15 protein-coding genes are annotated in these 19,316 nt (G+C 40.7%); 13 read left to right on the top strand and 2 right to left on the bottom strand.

Translation table 11 applies throughout. The features are described from left to right. Positions 1-124: 124 nt before the first annotated feature. From thrC to EFT72_RS11345, 9 genes are all read left to right on the top strand, one after another. Complete coding sequence (gene thrC, locus EFT72_RS11385) at positions 125-1,609, top strand: threonine synthase (RefSeq protein ID WP_124067040.1); 1,485 nt, start codon at positions 125-127, stop codon at positions 1,607-1,609. Positions 1,610-1,761: 152 nt separating this feature from the next. Continuing rightward, entirely contained in the window at positions 1,762-2,625 is an 864-nt protein-coding gene (gene fba, locus EFT72_RS11380) for a class II fructose-1,6-bisphosphate aldolase (protein WP_124067039.1), read from the top strand. A gap of 208 nt (positions 2,626-2,833) precedes the next feature. Beyond that, entirely contained in the window at positions 2,834-4,951 is a 2,118-nt protein-coding gene (locus EFT72_RS11375; RefSeq protein ID WP_124067038.1) for a glutamine synthetase III, read from the top strand. Positions 4,952-5,156: 205 nt separating this feature from the next. Continuing rightward, on the top strand, positions 5,157-6,188 hold the full coding sequence (locus EFT72_RS11370) for a M42 family metallopeptidase (protein WP_124067037.1): 1,032 nt from the start codon (positions 5,157-5,159) through the stop codon (positions 6,186-6,188). A 147-nt stretch (positions 6,189-6,335) separates the two neighbouring features. Further along, a complete protein-coding gene (locus tag EFT72_RS11365; RefSeq protein ID WP_347561877.1) occupies positions 6,336-7,124 on the top strand; it encodes a glycosyltransferase family A protein in 789 nt (262 codons plus the stop codon). A gap of 24 nt (positions 7,125-7,148) precedes the next feature. Beyond that, positions 7,149-7,928: a glucose-1-phosphate cytidylyltransferase gene (rfbF, locus tag EFT72_RS11360; protein WP_124067036.1), complete on the top strand. Its 780-nt coding sequence runs from the start codon at positions 7,149-7,151 to the stop codon at positions 7,926-7,928. A 1-nt stretch (position 7,929) separates the two neighbouring features. After that, the gene (gene rfbG / locus EFT72_RS11355; RefSeq protein ID WP_124067035.1) at positions 7,930-9,006 is read left to right on the top strand and encodes a CDP-glucose 4,6-dehydratase; all 1,077 of its coding nucleotides are present in this window, start codon (positions 7,930-7,932) and stop codon (positions 9,004-9,006) included. Positions 9,007-9,031: 25 nt separating this feature from the next. After that, positions 9,032-10,381: a lipopolysaccharide biosynthesis protein RfbH gene (gene rfbH / locus EFT72_RS11350; protein WP_124067034.1), complete on the top strand. Its 1,350-nt coding sequence runs from the start codon at positions 9,032-9,034 to the stop codon at positions 10,379-10,381. A gap of 36 nt (positions 10,382-10,417) precedes the next feature. After that, the gene (locus EFT72_RS11345) at positions 10,418-11,257 is read left to right on the top strand and encodes a LicD family protein (RefSeq protein WP_124067033.1); all 840 of its coding nucleotides are present in this window, start codon (positions 10,418-10,420) and stop codon (positions 11,255-11,257) included. Positions 11,258-11,307: 50 nt separating this feature from the next. Here the strand turns inward: EFT72_RS11345 and EFT72_RS11340 are convergent, their stop codons facing one another. Continuing rightward, on the bottom strand, positions 11,308-12,831 hold the full coding sequence (locus tag EFT72_RS11340) for a BCCT family transporter (protein WP_124067032.1): 1,524 nt from the start codon (positions 12,829-12,831) through the stop codon (positions 11,308-11,310). A 212-nt stretch (positions 12,832-13,043) separates the two neighbouring features. Here EFT72_RS11340 and EFT72_RS11335 point away from each other — a divergent pair, with 212 nt between their 5' ends. Beyond that, entirely contained in the window at positions 13,044-13,643 is a 600-nt protein-coding gene (locus tag EFT72_RS11335) for a hypothetical protein (protein ID WP_124067031.1), read from the top strand. Between the two features lie 104 nt (positions 13,644-13,747). Here the strand turns inward: EFT72_RS11335 and EFT72_RS11330 are convergent, their stop codons facing one another. Further along, positions 13,748-14,725 (bottom strand): zinc dependent phospholipase C family protein, encoded by a 978-nt coding sequence (locus tag EFT72_RS11330; RefSeq protein ID WP_124067030.1) that lies wholly within the window; start codon positions 14,723-14,725, stop codon positions 13,748-13,750. A gap of 148 nt (positions 14,726-14,873) precedes the next feature. Here EFT72_RS11330 and EFT72_RS11325 point away from each other — a divergent pair, with 148 nt between their 5' ends. The 3 genes from EFT72_RS11325 to EFT72_RS11315 all read left to right on the top strand — a co-directional run bounded on the left by EFT72_RS11325 (position 14,874) and on the right by EFT72_RS11315 (position 19,315). Further along, positions 14,874-16,235, top strand: a complete 1,362-nt coding sequence (locus EFT72_RS11325) for a sodium:alanine symporter family protein (RefSeq protein WP_124067029.1) — start codon at positions 14,874-14,876, stop codon at positions 16,233-16,235. A gap of 122 nt (positions 16,236-16,357) precedes the next feature. Next, complete coding sequence (locus EFT72_RS11320; RefSeq protein ID WP_124067028.1) at positions 16,358-18,394, top strand: thioredoxin domain-containing protein; 2,037 nt, start codon at positions 16,358-16,360, stop codon at positions 18,392-18,394. Positions 18,395-18,796: 402 nt separating this feature from the next. Further along, positions 18,797-19,315, top strand: a complete 519-nt coding sequence (locus tag EFT72_RS11315) for a peptidylprolyl isomerase (RefSeq protein WP_124067027.1) — start codon at positions 18,797-18,799, stop codon at positions 19,313-19,315. The last annotated feature ends 1 nt before the right edge of the window (position 19,316 follow it).

Raw genomic sequence — 19,316 nt, 5'->3', positions numbered from 1 at the left:
TATCACAGCAAAGGATAAAATGTAACCTTGTCTTTTTTCTTGCACGTCTATTTAAAATGTGCTACAATGCTGGCAAGGTTTTTAAAGATTTAGAATTCAGCCAGCAGGAAAGGAATGCGAAACCATGGATATAACTTATCAGAGTACCAGAGGCGGCGAGGTCAATGTGACGGCATCCCAGGCAATATTAAAAGGTCTTGCAAAAGACGGCGGTCTATTTATGCCAAATTCCATGCCAAAGCTTGACAGAACCATGAAGGAGCTGTCCTCAATGTCTTATCAGGATACAGCTTATGAAGTGATGAAGCTGTTTTTTACAGATTTTACAAAGGAAGAGTTAAAGTGTTGTATTGAACGGGCTTATGACAGTAAATTTGATACAACTCAGATCGCTCCCCTTAAAAAGGCTGGGGATGCATACTATCTGGAACTTTACCATGGAAGCACCATTGCTTTTAAGGATATGGCATTGTCCATTCTTCCTCATCTAATGACAGCCGCCGCCAAAAAGAATCAGGTGAAGAATAAAATCGTGATTTTAACAGCTACCTCAGGAGATACGGGAAAGGCAGCGATGGCGGGATTTGCCGATGTGGAAGGAACAGAGATCATTGTATTTTACCCCAAAGATGGAGTCAGTCGAGTTCAGGAACTGCAGATGGTGACGCAGACAGGAAAGAATACCCATGTGGCAGCCATTCACGGGAATTTTGACGACGCACAGACCGGGGTGAAAAAGATATTTAGGGATGCTGATTTCGCTCATTCATTGGAACAAAAAGGATATCAGCTCTCTTCTGCAAACTCCATCAATATTGGACGACTAATCCCTCAGGTGGTCTACTATGTTTACGCTTATGCGAAACTTCTTGCAAGCAGTGAAATAGAGGATGGGGAAAAGATTAATGTAGCGGTTCCAACAGGGAATTTCGGAAATATATTGGCGGCATTTTTTGCTAAAGAGGTGGGAGTACCCATACACAAATTCATCTGCGCATCCAATGACAATAAAGTGCTTTATGATTTTTTCCAGACAGGCACCTATGATAAGAACCGGGACTTTATCTTAACCAGTTCCCCTTCTATGGACATATTGATTTCCAGCAATTTAGAACGTCTGATTTATTTAAGTACTGGACAGAATGCGGCTGAGAATAAAAAACGGATGGAAGAACTATCTGAAACCGGAAGCTATGAGATTACACCCCAGATGAAGAGGTTTATGAAGGATTTTGTAGGAGGATATGCTCCAGAAGCAAAGATGCAATTAACCATTAGGCATCTGTTTGAGGAGACTGGTTATCTAATTGATACCCATACCGGGGTGGCAGCATCTGTCTATGAACAGTATCGGTCTGAGACGAAGGACCTGGGAAAAACGGTCATTGCGTCTACTGCAAGTCCTTATAAGTTTTCAGGGCATGTTTTGGAAGCACTAGAAGGAAAGAAGCAGACCGAGAAAGTATTTCAGATCATCGACCATCTTGCAGAATTATCTGGTACAACGATTCCCCAGGCGGTGGAAGAAATCCGCACAGCTCCAGTTCGCCACCAGACAGAATGCGATGTGGATCAAATGCAAGAGGCAGTATTACGCTTTTTGGATTAGAATCGCCTGTATTTATACCAGTGCAGTTTCTATGAAAAGAAATGTAACATTGTTATAAAAAAAACGATCTGCTCAAAATTAAACTTTTCAAATGGATAAAAATAGTATATAATGAAACGAGTAAGATAAATAAAAAATTGGAGGTTTGTGATATGTTAGTTTCAGCAAAAGACATGCTTGAAAAAGCAAGAGATGGCAAATATGCGGTTGGACAGTTCAACATCAACAACCTTGAGTGGACGAAGGCTGTTTTACAGACGGCACAAGAATTAAAGTCTCCAGTAATTCTTGGAGTTTCCGAAGGTGCTGGTAAATACATGACAGGTTATAAGACTGTAACTGCTATGGCAAAAGCCATGATCGATGAATTAAACATCACAGTTCCGGTAGCACTTCATTTAGATCACGGTTCTTATGAAGGCTGTGTAAAGTGTATTGAAGCTGGTTTTTCTTCTATCATGTTTGATGGTTCCCATTATCCCATCGAAGAGAATGTGGAAAAAACCACTGAACTTGTTAAGGTATGTGGACAAAAAGGTCTTTCCATTGAAGCGGAAGTTGGTTCCATTGGTGGAGAAGAAGATGGCGTTGTGGGTATGGGTGAATGTGCAGATCCAGATGAATGCAAGCAGATTGCAGATTTAGGCGTAACGATGCTCGCTGCAGGAATTGGTAACATTCATGGTAAATATCCAGAAAACTGGGCTGGATTGAGTTTTGAAACTCTGGCTGAAGTGAAAAATAAAACAGGTGATATGCCTTTGGTACTTCATGGTGGAACAGGAATTCCAGAAGACCAGATTAAAAAAGCGATCAGCCTTGGTGTAGCAAAGATCAATGTGAATACGGAATGTCAGCTTACCTTTGCAGAAGCTACCCGTAAATATATTGAATCAGGCAAAGATTTAGAAGGTAAGGGCTTTGATCCTCGTAAACTTCTTTTCCCTGGCACAGAAGCGATCAAAGCGACTGTGAAAGAGAAGATGGAGTTATTTGGATCAGTCGGACAAGCATAATCAGACGAATAGAATCCATGTTTTTTAAAAAAGTACTTGATTTTTTTAGGAAAATGGTTTATTTTAATAAGGAACGATGGCGTTCTCCTAATAGCAGGAGGGCGCCATTTCTGATTTGTGCGCATATTCAGATATTGAGGAGACTAAAAGGCATCTAGACTTAACTTAATGATATGAAGTGGATTTTAATATGAGAGGATGGATATTTATGAGTGAAGTTGTGAACGTAGCCGAATTATTTGGTAAGAATGTATTTAATGAAACCGTTATGAGAGAGCGTTTGCCAAAATCAGTTTTCAAGAAATTAAAGAAAACCATTGAAGATGGCGCAGAACTGGATCCTTCCATTGCAGATGTTGTGGCACATGCGATGAAGGACTGGGCGATTGAGAGAGGCGCGACTCACTATACCCATTGGTTCCAGCCGCTTACCGGTATCACTGCGGAGAAACATGATTCCTTTATTTCCTCACCGGCAACAGATGGAAAGGTGATTATGGAATTTTCCGGAAAAGAACTGGTAAAAGGAGAACCGGATGCTTCATCCTTTCCTTCGGGAGGATTAAGAGCAACGTTCGAAGCTAGAGGATATACGGCTTGGGATTGTACCTCACCGGCATTTTTAAGAGAAGATGCGATTGGTGTTACACTTTGTGTTCCAACCGCTTTCTGTTCTTACAAAGGGGAAGCGCTTGATAAAAAAACACCTCTTTTAAGATCCATGGAGGCTGTTGATGAACAGGCCATGAGAATTTTAAGATTGTTTGGAAATACGACATCGAAAAGGATTACTCCATCCGTAGGAGCGGAGCAGGAATATTTCCTGGTAGATCATGAAAAATATTTAAAGAGAAAAGATTTGATTTATTCTGGAAGAACGTTATTCGGAGCGATGCCACCAAAGGGACAGGAACTGGAAGATCATTATTTTGGTACCATTCGTGAAAGAATTGCTGCTTATATGAAAGAAGTAAATGAAGAACTTTGGAAATTAGGTGTTCCGGCAAAAACACAGCATAATGAAGTGGCACCAGCTCAGCACGAACTGGCACCTATCTTCGAGCAGGCGAATGTAGCAGTGGATCACAACCAATTGGTTATGGAAACACTAAAGAAGGTAGCAGGACGTCACGGACTGAATTGTCTGCTTCATGAAAAACCATTTGCAGGCGTAAATGGATCTGGAAAGCACAACAACTGGTCACTGACCAGCGATGATGGGATCAACTTATTAAATCCTGGTGAAACACCTCATGAGAACATTCAGTTCCTTCTTGTGTTATCCTGTATTTTAAAGGCGGTTGACAAACATGCGGATCTACTTCGCAAATCAGCTGCTGATGTAGGAAACGATCACAGACTAGGAGCCAATGAAGCACCTCCGGCTATTATTTCTGTATTCATTGGAGAACAGTTGGAAGATGTAGTTGACCAGCTTTGCAGTACTGGAGAGGCAACAAGCTCCAAAGCGGGTGGAACATTAAAGACGGGGGTAAAAACACTTCCTGATTTATTTAAGGATGCAACAGACCGGAATCGAACTTCTCCATTTGCATTTACAGGAAATAAGTTTGAGTTCCGTATGGTAGGATCTTCGGATTCGATCTCTTCCCCGAATGTAATACTAAATACCATTGTGGCGGAAGCGTTTAAGGAGGCTGCAGACATTCTGGAAAAGGCAGATGATTTTGATTCTGCTGTTCATGACATGATCAAAGAACAGTTGGCGACTCATAGAAAAATTATCTTTAATGGGAACGGTTATTCCGAAGATTGGGTTAAAGAGGCAGAGCGGAGAGGGCTTCCAAACATTAAATCCATGGTGGAAGCAATCCCTTCCCTGATTACGGAAGCATCGATCAATATGTTTGAAGAGTTCCATGTGTTTACCAAAGCAGAACTGGAATCAAGGGCTGAGATTGAATATGAAGCTTATATTAAAGCAATTAATATTGAAGCGAAGACCATGATTGAGATGTCTGGAAAACAGATTATTCCAGCCGTGATAAATTACATCGGCAGACTTGCAGATTCTCTTTCTAAAGTAAATGCAGCTTGTCCGGATGCAGATACCAGCGTGCAAAAAGAACTTCTTACTGAAGTGAGTGCTTACCTGTCCGATATGAAAGTAGCACTTTCTACCCTGATTCAGGTAACCGATGAATGCGGTGCGTTGGAAGGGAACAAAGAACAGGCCAATGCCTATTACATTCAGGTAATTCCTGCCATGGCAGCACTTCGTGCTCCGGCGGATAAGCTGGAAATGATTGTGGATAAAGAATTATGGCCACTGCCAAGCTACGGAGATTTGATTTTCGAAGTGTAACTCATATAAGAATCAATAAAAACCGCCCTGTGGCGTATCCAACAGGGCGGTTTTTATTGTCATTTAGGAAGGCGGGGGAACAGGATTACATATGCTAATAGAAATTATTGCTCTTGTTGATTATACTAGAAATGAATTGAAAACCATGGTAAAATAGGACATCTGCACATGATTACAACGAAATAGGAAAGAAGAAGGGATATCTATGGATACAATGTCATACGTAATATCATTTTTAGAAACGTTAGTGAATATACCAAGTCCCAGTGGCTTTACAAAAGAAGCCATACAGGCAGTCGAAGAGGAAGCGAATAAGTTTGGATATCGTTCAAGCTATAATCGAAAAGGGGGACTTATCATTGAAGTTCCCGGACTAAAAAAAGAAGTGCTGGGTCTGTCTGCTCATGTGGATACTTTGGGAGCCATGGTGCGTTCTGTTACTTCGAAAGGTATGCTTACTCTCATACCGGTGGGGGGATTCATGATGGAAACCATCGAAGGCATGTACTGCAAAGTACATACCAGAACGGGGAAAACCTATACCGGTACGATACTTACAAAAGAACCGTCTGTCCATACCTATGATGATGCAAAGACCTTAGAACGGAAGGCAAAAAATATGGAAGTGCGTCTTGATGCACAAGCCGATAGTGAAGAAGACGTTAAAAAATTAGAAATTTCCGCTGGAGATTACATTAGCTTTGACCCTATGTTTGTGCATACAGAGAGTGGCCATATTAAGTCTCGCCATTTGGATGATAAGGCGTCTGTTGCCGTTTTAATGGGTGTATTAAAAGATCTCTCAGAATCAAAAGAAAAACCACTAAAAACCCTTAAAATAGTCATCAGCAATTATGAAGAGGTAGGATCTGGTGCAAGTTGGTTACCAGAAGATATTGAGGAGTTTATTGCAGTTGATATGGGCGTTGTTGGAGATGACTTGATGGGAGATGAACGAAAAGTTTCTATCTGTGCCCTGGATTCTTCTGGACCATATGATTATGAGATGACCAATCGTCTGATTGCAGTTGCAAAAAACAAGGGACTTGATTATGTCGTGGATATCTTTCCCCATTACGGGTCAGACGTGGGTGCCGCAATCCATGGAGGGAATAATATTCGTGGTGCTCTCATCGGACCAGGCGTTCATGCTTCCCATGGGACAGAAAGAGCTCATGAAAAAGGAATGGAGCAGACATTAGAATTAGTCAAAGGATATATCAGAGAACTCTACTAACATAAAAAAAGCTGCCCGTGGCTGACACAGGCGGCTTTTTTCTGACAGTAAATTATTAATTCTTTCAAAATAATAAATAGGGTGGAATGTTATAACTCTTTTATGGTATAATCATAGCCAGACAAATATGACTAACATTGTAGAGGAATGATGATGAAACCACATGTATTTGCAATTTGCGCTTACAAAGACTCTCCGTACCTTGAGTCTTGTATCCGTTCCCTTATGAATCAAAGCGTGGAATCCGATGTGATCCTTTGCACTTCTACGCCAAGTCCTTATATAAAAGACCTGACGAACAAATATGGAATCCCATTTTTTGTCCGGCATGAAAAAAGTGACATCAAAGATGACTGGAATTTTGCCTATTATATGGCGGATGCCCGTTTTGTTACGATTACGCATCAGGATGATCTTTATCACAAGGATTATGTAAAAAAATTATTGGATAGTTATGAGAAGTATCCCGATATAACCTTATTTACAGGTGGGTATACGGTTGTGAAACAGGATGAAGTATCTGGTTTTGAACTGGTGGAATTTCTAAAGAGAATACTCAGGTTTCCGTTACGTCTCCGCCACATGAGTCACCTATCCTGGATTAAAAAAAGCGTTCTGCTGTTTGGTAATTCCATTTGCTGTCCGGCCTGTGCATACAATAAGGAGAGATTAGGAGCCCCTTTGTTCACCTCTCCTTATCATTTTGCGCTAGACTGGGATACGCTTTATAAATTATCAAAGCTGCCAGGGCGTTTTATTTGTGTTGAAAAGCCAGTACTTTATTATAGAGTTCATGAGCAGGCAGCTACAAAAGCCTGCATTGAAGACAACAGCCGGGCACGAGAGGAAACAGAGATGTTTCAAAAGATGTGGCCTGAACCAATTGTAAAGTTTCTAATGTATTTCTACCGTAAAGCATATAAAGAATATGACTAAATTATTAATTTGGAGGACGTTAAAATGAAAGTGGTTTTATTAGTGGGGGGATATGGGACAAGGATCAGTGAAGAGAGCCATTTAAAACCAAAGCCAATGATAGAAATCGGTGAAAAGCCCATTCTATGGCATATCATGAAGTATTATTCCCAGTACGGATTTCATGATTTTGTGATCTGTCTTGGTTACAAACAGTATGTGGTAAAAGAGTTTTTTGCGGATTATTTCCTTCATACCTCAGATGTGACGTTTGACCTAGCGAATAACAAGATGGAGGTACATAATAATTATTCCGAACCTTGGAAAGTTACCCTGGTGGATACCGGATTAAATACAATGACAGGTGGAAGAATTAAAAGGATTGAGCCATATATTGGGAAGGAACCATTTATGTTAACCTACGGAGATGGGGTTTGCGATGTAGACTTAAAGGCGCTTTTAAAGTTTCATAAGGAACATGGAAAGATGGCAACGATGACAACGGTTAATATTGCTCAATTAAAAGGTGTTCTGGATATTGACAACGGCAACGTAGTTCGTTCCTTTCGGGAAAAATCCGAGGCCGATGCCAGCCTGATCAATGGAGGATTTATGGTTATGAATCCGGAGGTGTTTTCCTATATTGAAGGAGATCAGACGGTGCTTGAACAAGAACCGTTACAAAAACTGGCATCCGAGGGTCAGTTGATGAGTTTCCACCACAACGGCTTTTGGCAGTGTATGGATACGCAGCGTGAGATGAAAAAATTGGAAGCCCTATGGCAATCAGGGAAAGCGCCTTGGAAGATATGGGAGAATGAATAGAATGGTTGTTAAGAATGATAACTGGAAAGAATTTTGTGAGTTCTATGAGGGGAAGAGAGTGCTTCTTACTGGTCATACAGGATTTAAAGGGGCTTGGCTTAGTCGGATGCTTTATCTGGCTGGGGCTAAGGTCACAGGCTATTCAAAGACTCCTCCTACGGACCCCAGTCTCTTTGAGGTGGCAGGATTATCCCATCGGATGGATTCTGTAATCGGAGATATCAGGGATCTGGAACATTTAAAACAAACCTTTGAGAAAGTAAAACCTGAAATCGTCTTTCATCTGGCAGCGCAGCCCATTGTACGAGAATCGTATCAGAATCCTGTATATACCTATGAGACCAATGTGATGGGGACGGTTCATGTACTGGAATGCATAAGGCAGAGCAATACGGTAAAGTCATTTCTTAACGTAACAACGGATAAGGTTTATGAGAATAAAGAATGGGAATATGGGTATCGGGAGTGTGATCCATTGGATGGCTATGATCCTTATTCAAACAGTAAGTCCTGTTCCGAACTGGTTACCCATAGTTATGCCAAATCCTTTTTTGCAGTTGAATCGGTAGCAATCTCTACTTCCCGGGCAGGGAATGTAATCGGTGGTGGAGATTTTGCCAATGACCGGATTATTCCAGATTGCATTCGGGCAGCAGTCAAGAAACAAGACATTATTCTCCGAAATCCTCACTCCACCAGACCGTTTCAGCATGTGCTAGAGCCTCTAGCCGTGTATATGTTAATTGCCATGAAACAGGATAAAGATCGTTCCTATCAGGGATACTATAACGTAGGACCAGATGATAAGGACTGCGTAACCGCAGGAGAACTGGCTGACTTGTTTTGTCAGGCGTGGGGACAAGGGATTCAATGGGTCAACCAGTACGATGGTGGCCCTCATGAGGCGAATTTTTTAAAGCTGGACTGTTCGAAGATAAAGAAAGTATTTGACTGGAACCCCAGATACGGGGTAAAAGAAGCATTGGAGAAAACCGTAGAATGGACCAAAGCTTACCTAGATGGCAATGATATGATAAAAATAATGGATCATCAGATCAATGAATTTTTTAACCAATGAAACAATAGAAAGGAGCATATGAGACATGTTTGAACATAAATCAGAAAAAGATGCGCGAGACGAAATTCTTGCGATGGTAAAAGAATACTGTGATACCCATCACAATCAGAAAAAACCGTTTGAGGAGGGAGATCGGATTCCGTATGCTTCCAGAGTATACGATCAGAAAGAGATGGTCAATCTGGTAGACAGTGCATTGGAATTTTGGCTTACTTCCGGTCGGTATACCGACGCATTTGAGAAAAAAATGGCTGAGTTTTTAAACGTTCGTTTTTGTTCTCTGGTAAACTCTGGTTCTTCCGCAAATTTATTGGCATTTATGACACTTACCTCCCCTTTGTTAAAAGAACGGCAGGTAAAACGGGGAGATGAAATAATTACCGTTGCAGCTGGATTCCCGACCACAGTCAATCCTATGATTCAGTTCGGTGCTGTTCCGGTGTTTGTGGATGTCACCATTCCTCAGTATAATATTGATGTGACAATGCTCGAAGAAGCTAGGTCGGAGAAGACACGGGCCGTCATGATTGCTCATACGCTTGGGAATCCCTTTGATTTGTCGGCAGTAAAAAAATTCTGTGATACATATGGATTATGGCTCATTGAAGATAACTGCGATGCACTGGGTACTTTGTATACTCTGGATGGAGAAGAACGTCTTACTGGTACCATCGGAGATATTGGGACTTCTAGTTTTTATCCACCTCATCATATGACCATGGGAGAAGGGGGCGCTGTTTATACCAACAATTCTCTTTTAAATAAAATCATAAGGTCCTTAAGGGACTGGGGAAGGGATTGCGTATGTCCTTCTGGCCAGGATAATTTATGCGGTCATCGCTTCGATCGTCAATATGGAGAGCTTCCCATTGGTTATGATCACAAATATGTATACTCCCATTTTGGTTATAACTTAAAAGCTACCGACTTACAGGCCTCTATTGGATGCGCACAAATCGAAAAGTTCCCTTCCTTCGTAGAACGAAGACGGCGTAATTTCATACGTCTTTCTGAGGGTTTGAGAGAAACAGAGGATCGTTTGATCCTTCCAGAGGCTTGTGAGAATTCTAAACCCAGTTGGTTTGGATTTTTAATCACCTGCAAATCAGGAGTAAACCGCAACCATATGGTCCAGTACCTAGAATCCAAAGGGGTGCAGACTCGTATGCTTTTTGCTGGGAATTTAACCAAACATCCATGCTTTAATCAGATGAGAGAAGAAAAAACAGGATTTCGGATCGTTGGGGATTTAAAAAATACCGATCGAATTATGGAAGATACTTTCTGGGTCGGATTGTATCCTGGTATGACCGATGAGATGATTGATTTTATGACGAAGACCATAAAAGAAGCATTAGACCAGCAGGTGGTTTAATCTATCTTCCGGCTGCGCCTGCGGAATGGAGGAAATATGGAAGAATACGATTTAACACAGGTACATCAAGCCAACCTTGCTGTTTTAAAAGAGATTGACCGGATCTGCCGTAAATATAAAATTAAGTATCTATTGGATTCAGGTACGCTGCTTGGTGCAGTGAGACACAAGGGGTTTATTCCATGGGATGATGATGCAGATATCGCGTTTACCCGTTCCAATTATGAAGCATTTTTGAAAGTAGCGGAAAGAGAACTTCCGGAAGAAATGGAACTGTTAAGACCGGAGGATTTAAAGGGAGGAAAAGCATTTTACGATTTTACCCCCAGAATCCTCTATAAGAAGAGTCAAACCCATGAGAATACGGCTCAGATGCAGTATTATGAGGGGAAATTAAATCATCTATGGGTGGATCTTTTCCTGATAGACGAGCTGCCAGAGAATAAGGTTGCATCTACTGGTACCTTGCTTCTTCATACGTTAATCTACGGATTGGCTATGGGGCATCGGTACCGGCTGGACTTTTCTAAATATAGTTTTATAAACAAAATTGTTGTAGGTATTCTAGCGTTGATTGGAAAGCTAATTCCTATGAAAGTACTTAGAAAATTACAACATGCAGTTGCAGTAAAGGACCGAAAAGGGAAAAGCAAACTTCGCTATTACAGTAATTACCAGCCGGATTATTTGTATGTGACGCTAAAAAAAGAGTGGTGTGAAGATACCATAGATCTAGAGTTTGAGGACACCAAATTGATGGCGCCAAAGGGCTGGCATGAAGTACTTAGCTGGATTTATGGGGATTACAAAGAATTGCCACCCAAAGAGCAGAGAACACCGACCCATTCCAGTATGGAAATCAAAATTTTTAAATAAAATACCAGATGTGATCCTACATAGGATTGCATCTGGTATTTTATTTGATATTAAGATTGGTTTAAATATTCGTTTGCATCTTTAAAAAAGCTGAAAATAATTATTAATAGGATCAATCCAATGGGAAAGGCTGCGATAATGGAAACTGTCTGCAAATTTTCCATGGAATTTTTAGAAAAGATCAATGCAATGGGAAAAAGCATAAGCATAACGCCCCAAAATAGCTTCACATGCTTATCAGGCTCTTTGCCTTCTGGAAGCTCTTTGTATGAATAAGACGAAGCCACCAGTGTCAAAGCGTCAAAGGTAGTGGCATAAAAAGCGATCATCGTAACAGATAACAGGATCATACCAAACTGGTAAAATGGCAAGGTCTCAAGGATTGAGATAATTGTGTGATAAAGATTCTGGGTTGACTGATAGATCCCCATGACGTCAAGAATTCCCTTTGTCTGTAAGGCAAGGCTGTAATTGCCTAATATAATAAATGAAGTAAACGTGCCGGAAATCCCAAAGATATATCCACCTAGTATGGTTTGTTTGATGGTTCGTCCTTTGCTGATACTACCAATAAAGAAAGGTGTGGCCACGCACCATACCATCCAGTAAGCCCAGTAAAAGATCGTCCAGTTTTGAGGAAAGGATGAAGTTCGAAGGGCATCCGTCCAGGTTGCAAGTCCGATAAAGTTTTGCGTCATTGTTCCGATTGCAGTGATACCAGTTTCAATGGTATACCGTGCCTGACCTCCTCCGATCAATACATAAAGCAATAGACCGAAAAAAAGATAAGTACAGGAGGTAGCCAGTTTGGTAATTCCTTTCATACCAAAGTAGACGGTTACGGTATAAACAACGCAGATGATTACAAGAATGGCAATGGTTAAATATCGGGAATCGGGAATCTTGGTGACTCGGCTAATTGCCATGGAAAGCAGTGGAGTTGCAAGGGAAAAAGTAGTAGCCGTACCGGCAAGCAAAGCGAAAACAGCAAGAATATCGATGAGTTTCCCCCAAAATCCGTCCACCTTATTCCCTAAAATCGGACGACATGCTTCAGAATACTTTTGCTTGGTTCGCTTCTTAACGTGGAGCATAAAGCCAAAGGCTACCGCTAGAACTAAGTAAAAACTCCATGGGATAGGACCCCAGTGAAACAGGGGATAGGCAGATGCCCAGTCCTGCATAGAGCCCAGATCTGATATGTGAGACTCCCCTGCATAGAGGATCCATTCACAAAGTGAATAAAACAAAATATCAGCAGCTAGTCCAGCCGTAAACATCATAGTGCCCCATTTAAAATTAGAGTACTGAGGTTTCTCTATCTCTCCAAGCTTGATGGTTCCAAATTTTGAAAAGGCCAGGTAAAGGGAGCATAAGAACGTAAAAAGTCCCAAGAGAAGATAATAACTGCCTAATTCATTACCAAAAAATGAACGGATGGCGAAAAGGGCAGAGGCGGACTTTGCAGGATTGGTAAGAAATAAGATACATAAGAGGAGAATACCTGCAAAGGGGATTAGTGTCGTCACTAGATCAAGTTGTTTTAGTATACTTTTATTTTCTTTCTGGTTCATAGGAAACGCTCCTTTATTCTATGTTCAAAAACATAATTATAATGTTAATATTGAACATAATACCATGGTTAAACAAAAATTGCAACAGCGAATTGTATGAGAGAGAAATGAACTCTGACTTAATTGTGAAGATTTTCTGACATTTTGCGGAAAACACTACAAAAAGATCAGGGAATCAGATATAATGTTAAATGTTCAATAAGGAGGAAATTATGATGAGGAACAAAGCGTTCACGATATTTGCCATGTCAGCGTTGCTGTTAACAGGCTGTACACAGAGTCATATCTTGTCTTCTGGTGGCCCAGCGGAACCAGAGTTTGAAACAAAGCAGGGAATCGTACTGGACTGGAAGCAGATAAACAATGATATGGATGAGGAATTTGTTGATAATAAAGAATATCCTATGGCTTTAAGCATCAACTACAGAGTGGACAAAGAAAAGAAAAGCATTGATATGACACTGATGGTAAAAGAGGGAACCACTCCGGAAGAAGCCGTTACATTTGCGAACGCTGCCGTTCGTTACTTAAATGACGAAGCTGCGACTCAAGATTTTTCTTTTGAAAGATCCAGTGCTACTTCATACGGTGGATTTTTGAAGGAATATGATCTGCATCTGATTGTTATGCCAGATTATACCATGAAAGAAACAAAATATTGGCTGGTAGATATGTCTATCCCAAAAGGCTCAGAAAAAGAGATTGAACCCAAAGAGGGAGCGATTATCAAAGAGCCCACTGCATCTGAGAATGAGCAGGAAGCGGGGGATACGGATACAGAAGCTACAGTGGCTACAAAGGCAGAAGAGTAAAACGAATTAAATATAAATGAATGATGAATCGTAAATAAACATGGATCAGGTATGGGGAAAGCCCAGTCCCAGTCCATGTTTTTTGTTGTATCAGGGAAATAGGTCTAATCAACAGCCAAACCGCTGTGATAAGAATAGTTGCCCAATTCTTTTAACAGCTTATGGTGATCTAGATTTCTTAAAGGAATGGGAGAAATCAGCTCTTCATTAAATCGGTAAAAAACATTGCTGCATTTGGTCATAGAATAGTGGAACAAATCGGGAAAGGATGCGTTTGAGGCCAGTCGATTATCCCAGGGGTTATACCATGTCTCGTGTTTTAGATTAAAGGTGATCACTGGATTTGGCGTGATATCGGTCACCAGTTTTCTAGATGCAATGGGAGTACGTAGAAATAAGGATTCAATAAATTCAATGCTGTTCTTTTTACGACTGTTGGGATCAGCTAGAGTTCGGCAGCCCAGTCGTATGGCAAGAATAGAACGAGATACCATCTTTGAAGTAACATTATAATTGTTCCCGTCTTTTATCGGGTAATAAGTTTCATTGATGCACTTAGACAGAAACCCAGAGATAAACTGCATTTCCTGCCCATTCAAACATATCGTAGCCGCCTGATTAAACTGGGAAGGCTTTTTCTTTTTATATTTCATCAATAACAAAGAATCAATATCGTTTTCCAGCATGGCATGAAGACCGTGGTGGTAATTGCTTATATGATTTACATTACATTCAATTCTACCGTATACATAGGGATGACAAATGGAGTCCCCGATGTAATGACAGAAAAAACCGCTTAAATAGGCAATCGCCTGTTCTCTTTGCTGTCTGGATTCAATTTGGGACAGGTAGTTTAGAGAATTGACAAAAAATTCATTTACGTGATTTTCATGCATATAGGATCCCACATTGCGATAATCCCTATGACGGATAATGGGTATATTATAAAAAAAGATATCCGGACCTTGGAGACCAAGCTGATAGAGCCAACGGTATTTGGATATGATTCGCTTTAATGGATTGTTTGGAATGTCGCTAAAAACCCTGACTCCCAAAAGGTAGTGGGTGGTAAAACCGGGCATATTATTCACCTCGCATTGGAATAAATTCTGAAACTATTAGTTTGATTATAACATATGTTATTTTATTTTGTGCAAAAATTATTGGAAATTTTCATACTATGTGGTTGGGACGAATATGTGTTAGAGAGAGTGTTAGGGAGCTGATTGGATGATACATACCATACATGAACTGGTATGGGGACCGTGGCTATTGTTCGCTTTTTTGGGCATAGGTATCTTTTATACGCTGAAAACAGGTTTTTTTCAAGTACGGAAACTGCCATATTGGTGGAAACATACCATTGGAAGCATACAGGAAGAAAGTGGTGAAAAAACAGGGGAAGTCACTAAATTCCAAACAGCTTGTACCGCTCTGGCAGCCACCATTGGAACCGGTAATATCGTTGGTGTTGCCACTGCCTTGACAGCCGGTGGACCGGGTGCCTTGTTTTGGATGTGGGTATCGGCAGGGATTGGTATGATGACAGGATATGCAGAAACCATGCTGGGGATCCGTTATCGTTACCGAAATGGAAATGGTCAGTGGGTCTGCGGTCCCATGGTGTACCTGGAAAAAGGATTGAAACTGCCATATCTTGGTATGCTCTATAGTTTTCTCTGTATCATGGTATCTTTGGGAATGGGAAGTATGGTCCAGTCAAATTCCATTGCAGATACCTTAAATTATGCGTTTCAAATGCCATCCCTTCCGGTTGGGATTTTTCTGACTGTTCTTGTTTTATTTGTAGTCATTGGCGGAATTGGAAGAATTGCCTTTGTATCGGAACGGTTAATCCCACTGGCTGCCGGAATCTATATGCTTTTTTCTATGGTTATTATTATGTCCTGTTATGATAAAATTCCTTATATTTTTGAATGTATTTTTAAAGATGCATTTCGCCCAGTCTCTCTGGTATCGGGAACAGCAGGATATGGAATCAGCAAAAGTCTGCAGTATGGGATATCCCGTGGCGTTTTTTCCAACGAGGCAGGACTGGGCAGTATGGCCGTTTTGCATGGGGCAGCAGAGGATACCACACCTGAAGAACAAGGGATGTGGGCCATGTTTGAAGTTTTTTTTGATACCATACTAATCTGTACCATGACAGGACTTGTTATTCTTTGTATGACAGATGGAAATACGGCTGCTTCTGGATATGATGGCGCCGCACTGACTGCATACAGCTTCTCCAAACGACTTGGTGGTCTGGGGCAGAATGTAGTTTCCGCTTCTATGCTTGTGTTTGCCTTTGCGACTATCATCGCCTGGTATTATCTGGGGCGGCAGGCAGCCGGATATCTGGCTGAGAGTCTGAAAATTAGAGGGAAATTCTATCTGGTCCAGCGGATTTTACGAGGGAAAGTCTATACTGGACTGTATTTGGGTGCCGTATTTGCAGGGTGCCTTGCAAAATTAGAGACAGTATGGGAATTTTCTGATATTTGGAATGGTCTTATGGCTATTCCTAACATCGTTGCGCTGATTTTTCTTATGAAAGAAGTAACGGTTCCTAAAAATGACAATCGATAGAAAAGAATTCCATATCTTTTGCAACATGCAAAGAAATAAAAATTAGTGGCTATGTGGCTTACATAGTCACTTTTTTAATGGGTATAATAAGGTTGTATCTTTATTTAAGGAGGTGATGCCCTATGACAACTAGCAAGATACCCAATAAATTATCAAATGAAAAATCGCCCTATCTTCTACAACATCAATACAACCCAGTAAACTGGTATCCTTGGGGAGAAGAAGCATTTCAAAAGGCGAAGGAGGAAAATAAGCCGATTTTCTTAAGCATCGGCTACTCAACTTGTCATTGGTGCCACGTGATGGCACACGAATCCTTTGAAGACCAAGAAGCAGCTATCGCATTGAATCAAGATTATATAGCAATTAAAGTCGATCGGGAAGAACGACCAGACATCGATGCGGTGTATATGAGTGTTTGCCAGAGGCTCACTGGATCAGGAGGCTGGCCTTTAACCATTTTTATGACTCCGGATCAAAAACCCTTTTATGCGTGCACCTATTTGCCCAAACATGCCAGATGGGGGTCTCCCGGTCTGCTGGATGTATTAGAATCCATTGGGCGGCTTTGGAAAGAAGAAAGAGACAGGCTGTTAAAAGCAGGGGATGAAATCACAGAGTTTTTAAACCATTCAGTTGAAACGGACGAGCAAGAAAAAAAGAAACCGGACAGACAACTGCTTCTAACTGGATGCTATCAGCTTAACCAATCGTTTGATAAAACGTGGGGTGGTTTTTCCAGATCGCCTAAGTTTCCAATGGGGCATAATCTGCTCTTCTTACTCCGCCACTCCTATTATGAAAAAGACACCAGTTCGCGTTCCATGGTGGAAAAAACATTAAGACAGATGTATCGAGGTGGAATTTATGATCATCTGGGAGGTGGGTTTTCCCGTTATTCCACCGATGAAAAATGGCTGATTCCTCATTTTGAAAAAATGCTATACGACAATGCCTTGCTTGCTTACACCTATTTAGAAGCCAGTCTTATTACAAAGGATGATTTTTATAAAAATGTGGCTCAGGGGATTTTATCTTATGTTATGAATACCCTGACCGATGAAGGTGGCGGATTTACTTGTGGGCAGGATGCAGACAGTGAAGGTGTGGAAGGAAAGTTCTATACATTTAAAGAGGAAGAGGTACGGAAAATACTAGGAGATCAAGCAGAGGAATTTATCCGTTGGTATGGTATTACAAAAGAGGGGAACTTTGAAGGGGAAAATATCTTAAACTTAATTGGGAATAAAGAATATAAGAAGACAAATGAAACGATTCAGAAGGGGAATGAACGCCTTTTCTCGTATCGGGAGAAAAGAACCAAACTCCATTTGGATGATAAGATTCTAACTTCATGGAATGGACTTATGATCGGAGCCATGGCAAAAGCCAGCCAAGTGTTTTCAGATGAGCGGTATGGAAAGGCGGCTCAAAGAGCCGAGAAATTTCTAGAAGAGAATTTAACAAATTCAGAAGGAAGATTGTTTGTGCGTTACCGAGATGGTGACGCGGCTTATGACGGACAGCTTGATGATTATGCATTCTATATATTTGGGTTGTTGGAACAATACGATGCTACATTGGATCCGGCCTATCTCGAAAAAGCAATTCAGTTATCTCATTTCATGATAACCTTGTTTTTCGATCAAAAACAGGGGGGATTCTATATGTATGCCCATGACAGAGAGGCATTGATCAGTCGGCCAAAAGAATGTTATGATGGTGCATTGCCATCTGGTAATTCAGTAGCAGCCTATGTTTTATCCAGACTTTATCATCTGACTGGGGAGGTTACATGGCAAGAGGTTTTAACAAAGCAGATGAAATATCTGATGAAAGAGATAAATGCCAGTCCAGCTAACTTTTGTTTTTCACTCTTAAGTTTGCAGACAATCCTTTATCCTACGGTAGAAATTGTGGCAGTTACGTTTCGAGATACCACACAAAAAGAGCTTTTACAGCTAAAGAATCTGCGCATGCCAGGAATGAGCATACTTTTAAAGACAGGGGAGAATCAGAACGTTCTCTCGAAAATAGCACCGTTTACAAAAGATTATCCTATACCAGAGACTGGTGCGCAATACTATATATGTCAGAATGGTACATGCAAAAAGCCGGTGACTTGCATAAATGAATTAAAGAAGGCATTATACCTCTGATTGTCAGTACTATTTTAAAGCATATGATAATATTCAAGTAGCAACAACTGGGCTTAAAGACAGATATAAATAAATCAATCAAGCAAAGCGGACGGATCTGGGACCACTTTAAAAATTATAAAAAAGAGCTGCCCACGTGAATTTGTGAGACAGCTCTTAGAAAGTTATTCAAAAAGGGAGGAGAGCTGATAATAAATTATCAGCTCAAGTATTATGAAAAAAATAATTCAAATATTGTTTTTCTATATTATTAGTATATCTAAGAAACATGAAGAAATAATGATATTTGTGTAAAAGGTTTTTGAATGAAGTTTAAACAAAGTATGAACAGCTTTACAAAAATGAATGGATTTGATAAAATACATTCATGTGCGAATAATTACGCGAGAAAGGGAGAATAACATGAAAAATCCGGTTGTAACAATCACTATGGAAAACGGCGATGTAATGAAAGCGGAGCTGTATCCAGAGATTGCACCAAACACAGTCAATAATTTTATTAGTCTGATAAAGAAGGGGTTTTATGACGAACTGATTTTCCACAGAGTCATTCATGGATTTATGATACAAGGTGGATGTCCGGAAGGGACTGGAACAGGCGGACCAGGTTACTCAATCAAGGGCGAATTTATCCAGAACGGAGTGGACAATGATTTAAAGCATTCCGAAGGGGTTCTTTCCATGGCTAGAGCCATGCATCCAGATTCCGGTGGATCTCAGTTTTTTATCATGCATAAGCTCTCCCCACATTTAGATGGTTCCTATGCAGCGTTTGGCAAAGTGACCGAAGGTATGGATATTGTGAATCGGATAGCAGATGAAAAGACGGATTACAATGACCGTCCAATGAAGGAACAGAAGATAAAAACTATGACAGTTGAAACCTTCGGTGAAGAGTATACGGAACCGGAGACAGTATAAA

It is taken from the genome of Clostridium sp. E02 (assembly GCF_003833015.1).
GTDB lineage: Bacteria > Bacillota > Clostridia > Lachnospirales > Lachnospiraceae > Lacrimispora.
Note: the sequence above shows the minus strand (reverse complement) of the source record. Positions and strands in the feature narration are given on the sequence as shown.

Excerpts from the sequence above, each read along its gene's own strand:
- thrC (WP_124067040.1), top strand. The coding sequence starts at position 125 with ATGGATATAACTTATCAGAGTACCAGAGGCGGCGAGGTCAATGTGACG.
- fba (WP_124067039.1), top strand. The coding sequence starts at position 1,762 with ATGTTAGTTTCAGCAAAAGACATGCTTGAAAAAGCAAGAGATGGCAAA.
- EFT72_RS11375 (WP_124067038.1), top strand. The coding sequence starts at position 2,834 with ATGAGTGAAGTTGTGAACGTAGCCGAATTATTTGGTAAGAATGTATTT.
- EFT72_RS11370 (WP_124067037.1), top strand. The coding sequence starts at position 5,157 with ATGGATACAATGTCATACGTAATATCATTTTTAGAAACGTTAGTGAAT.
- EFT72_RS11365 (WP_347561877.1), top strand. The coding sequence starts at position 6,336 with ATGATGATGAAACCACATGTATTTGCAATTTGCGCTTACAAAGACTCT.
- rfbF (WP_124067036.1), top strand. The coding sequence starts at position 7,149 with ATGAAAGTGGTTTTATTAGTGGGGGGATATGGGACAAGGATCAGTGAA.
- rfbG (WP_124067035.1), top strand. The coding sequence starts at position 7,930 with ATGGTTGTTAAGAATGATAACTGGAAAGAATTTTGTGAGTTCTATGAG.
- rfbH (WP_124067034.1), top strand. The coding sequence starts at position 9,032 with ATGTTTGAACATAAATCAGAAAAAGATGCGCGAGACGAAATTCTTGCG.
- EFT72_RS11345 (WP_124067033.1), top strand. The coding sequence starts at position 10,418 with ATGGAAGAATACGATTTAACACAGGTACATCAAGCCAACCTTGCTGTT.
- EFT72_RS11340 (WP_124067032.1), bottom strand. The coding sequence starts at position 12,831 with ATGAACCAGAAAGAAAATAAAAGTATACTAAAACAACTTGATCTAGTG.
- EFT72_RS11335 (WP_124067031.1), top strand. The coding sequence starts at position 13,044 with ATGATGAGGAACAAAGCGTTCACGATATTTGCCATGTCAGCGTTGCTG.
- EFT72_RS11330 (WP_124067030.1), bottom strand. The coding sequence starts at position 14,725 with ATGCCCGGTTTTACCACCCACTACCTTTTGGGAGTCAGGGTTTTTAGC.
- EFT72_RS11325 (WP_124067029.1), top strand. The coding sequence starts at position 14,874 with ATGATACATACCATACATGAACTGGTATGGGGACCGTGGCTATTGTTC.
- EFT72_RS11320 (WP_124067028.1), top strand. The coding sequence starts at position 16,358 with ATGACAACTAGCAAGATACCCAATAAATTATCAAATGAAAAATCGCCC.
- EFT72_RS11315 (WP_124067027.1), top strand. The coding sequence starts at position 18,797 with ATGAAAAATCCGGTTGTAACAATCACTATGGAAAACGGCGATGTAATG.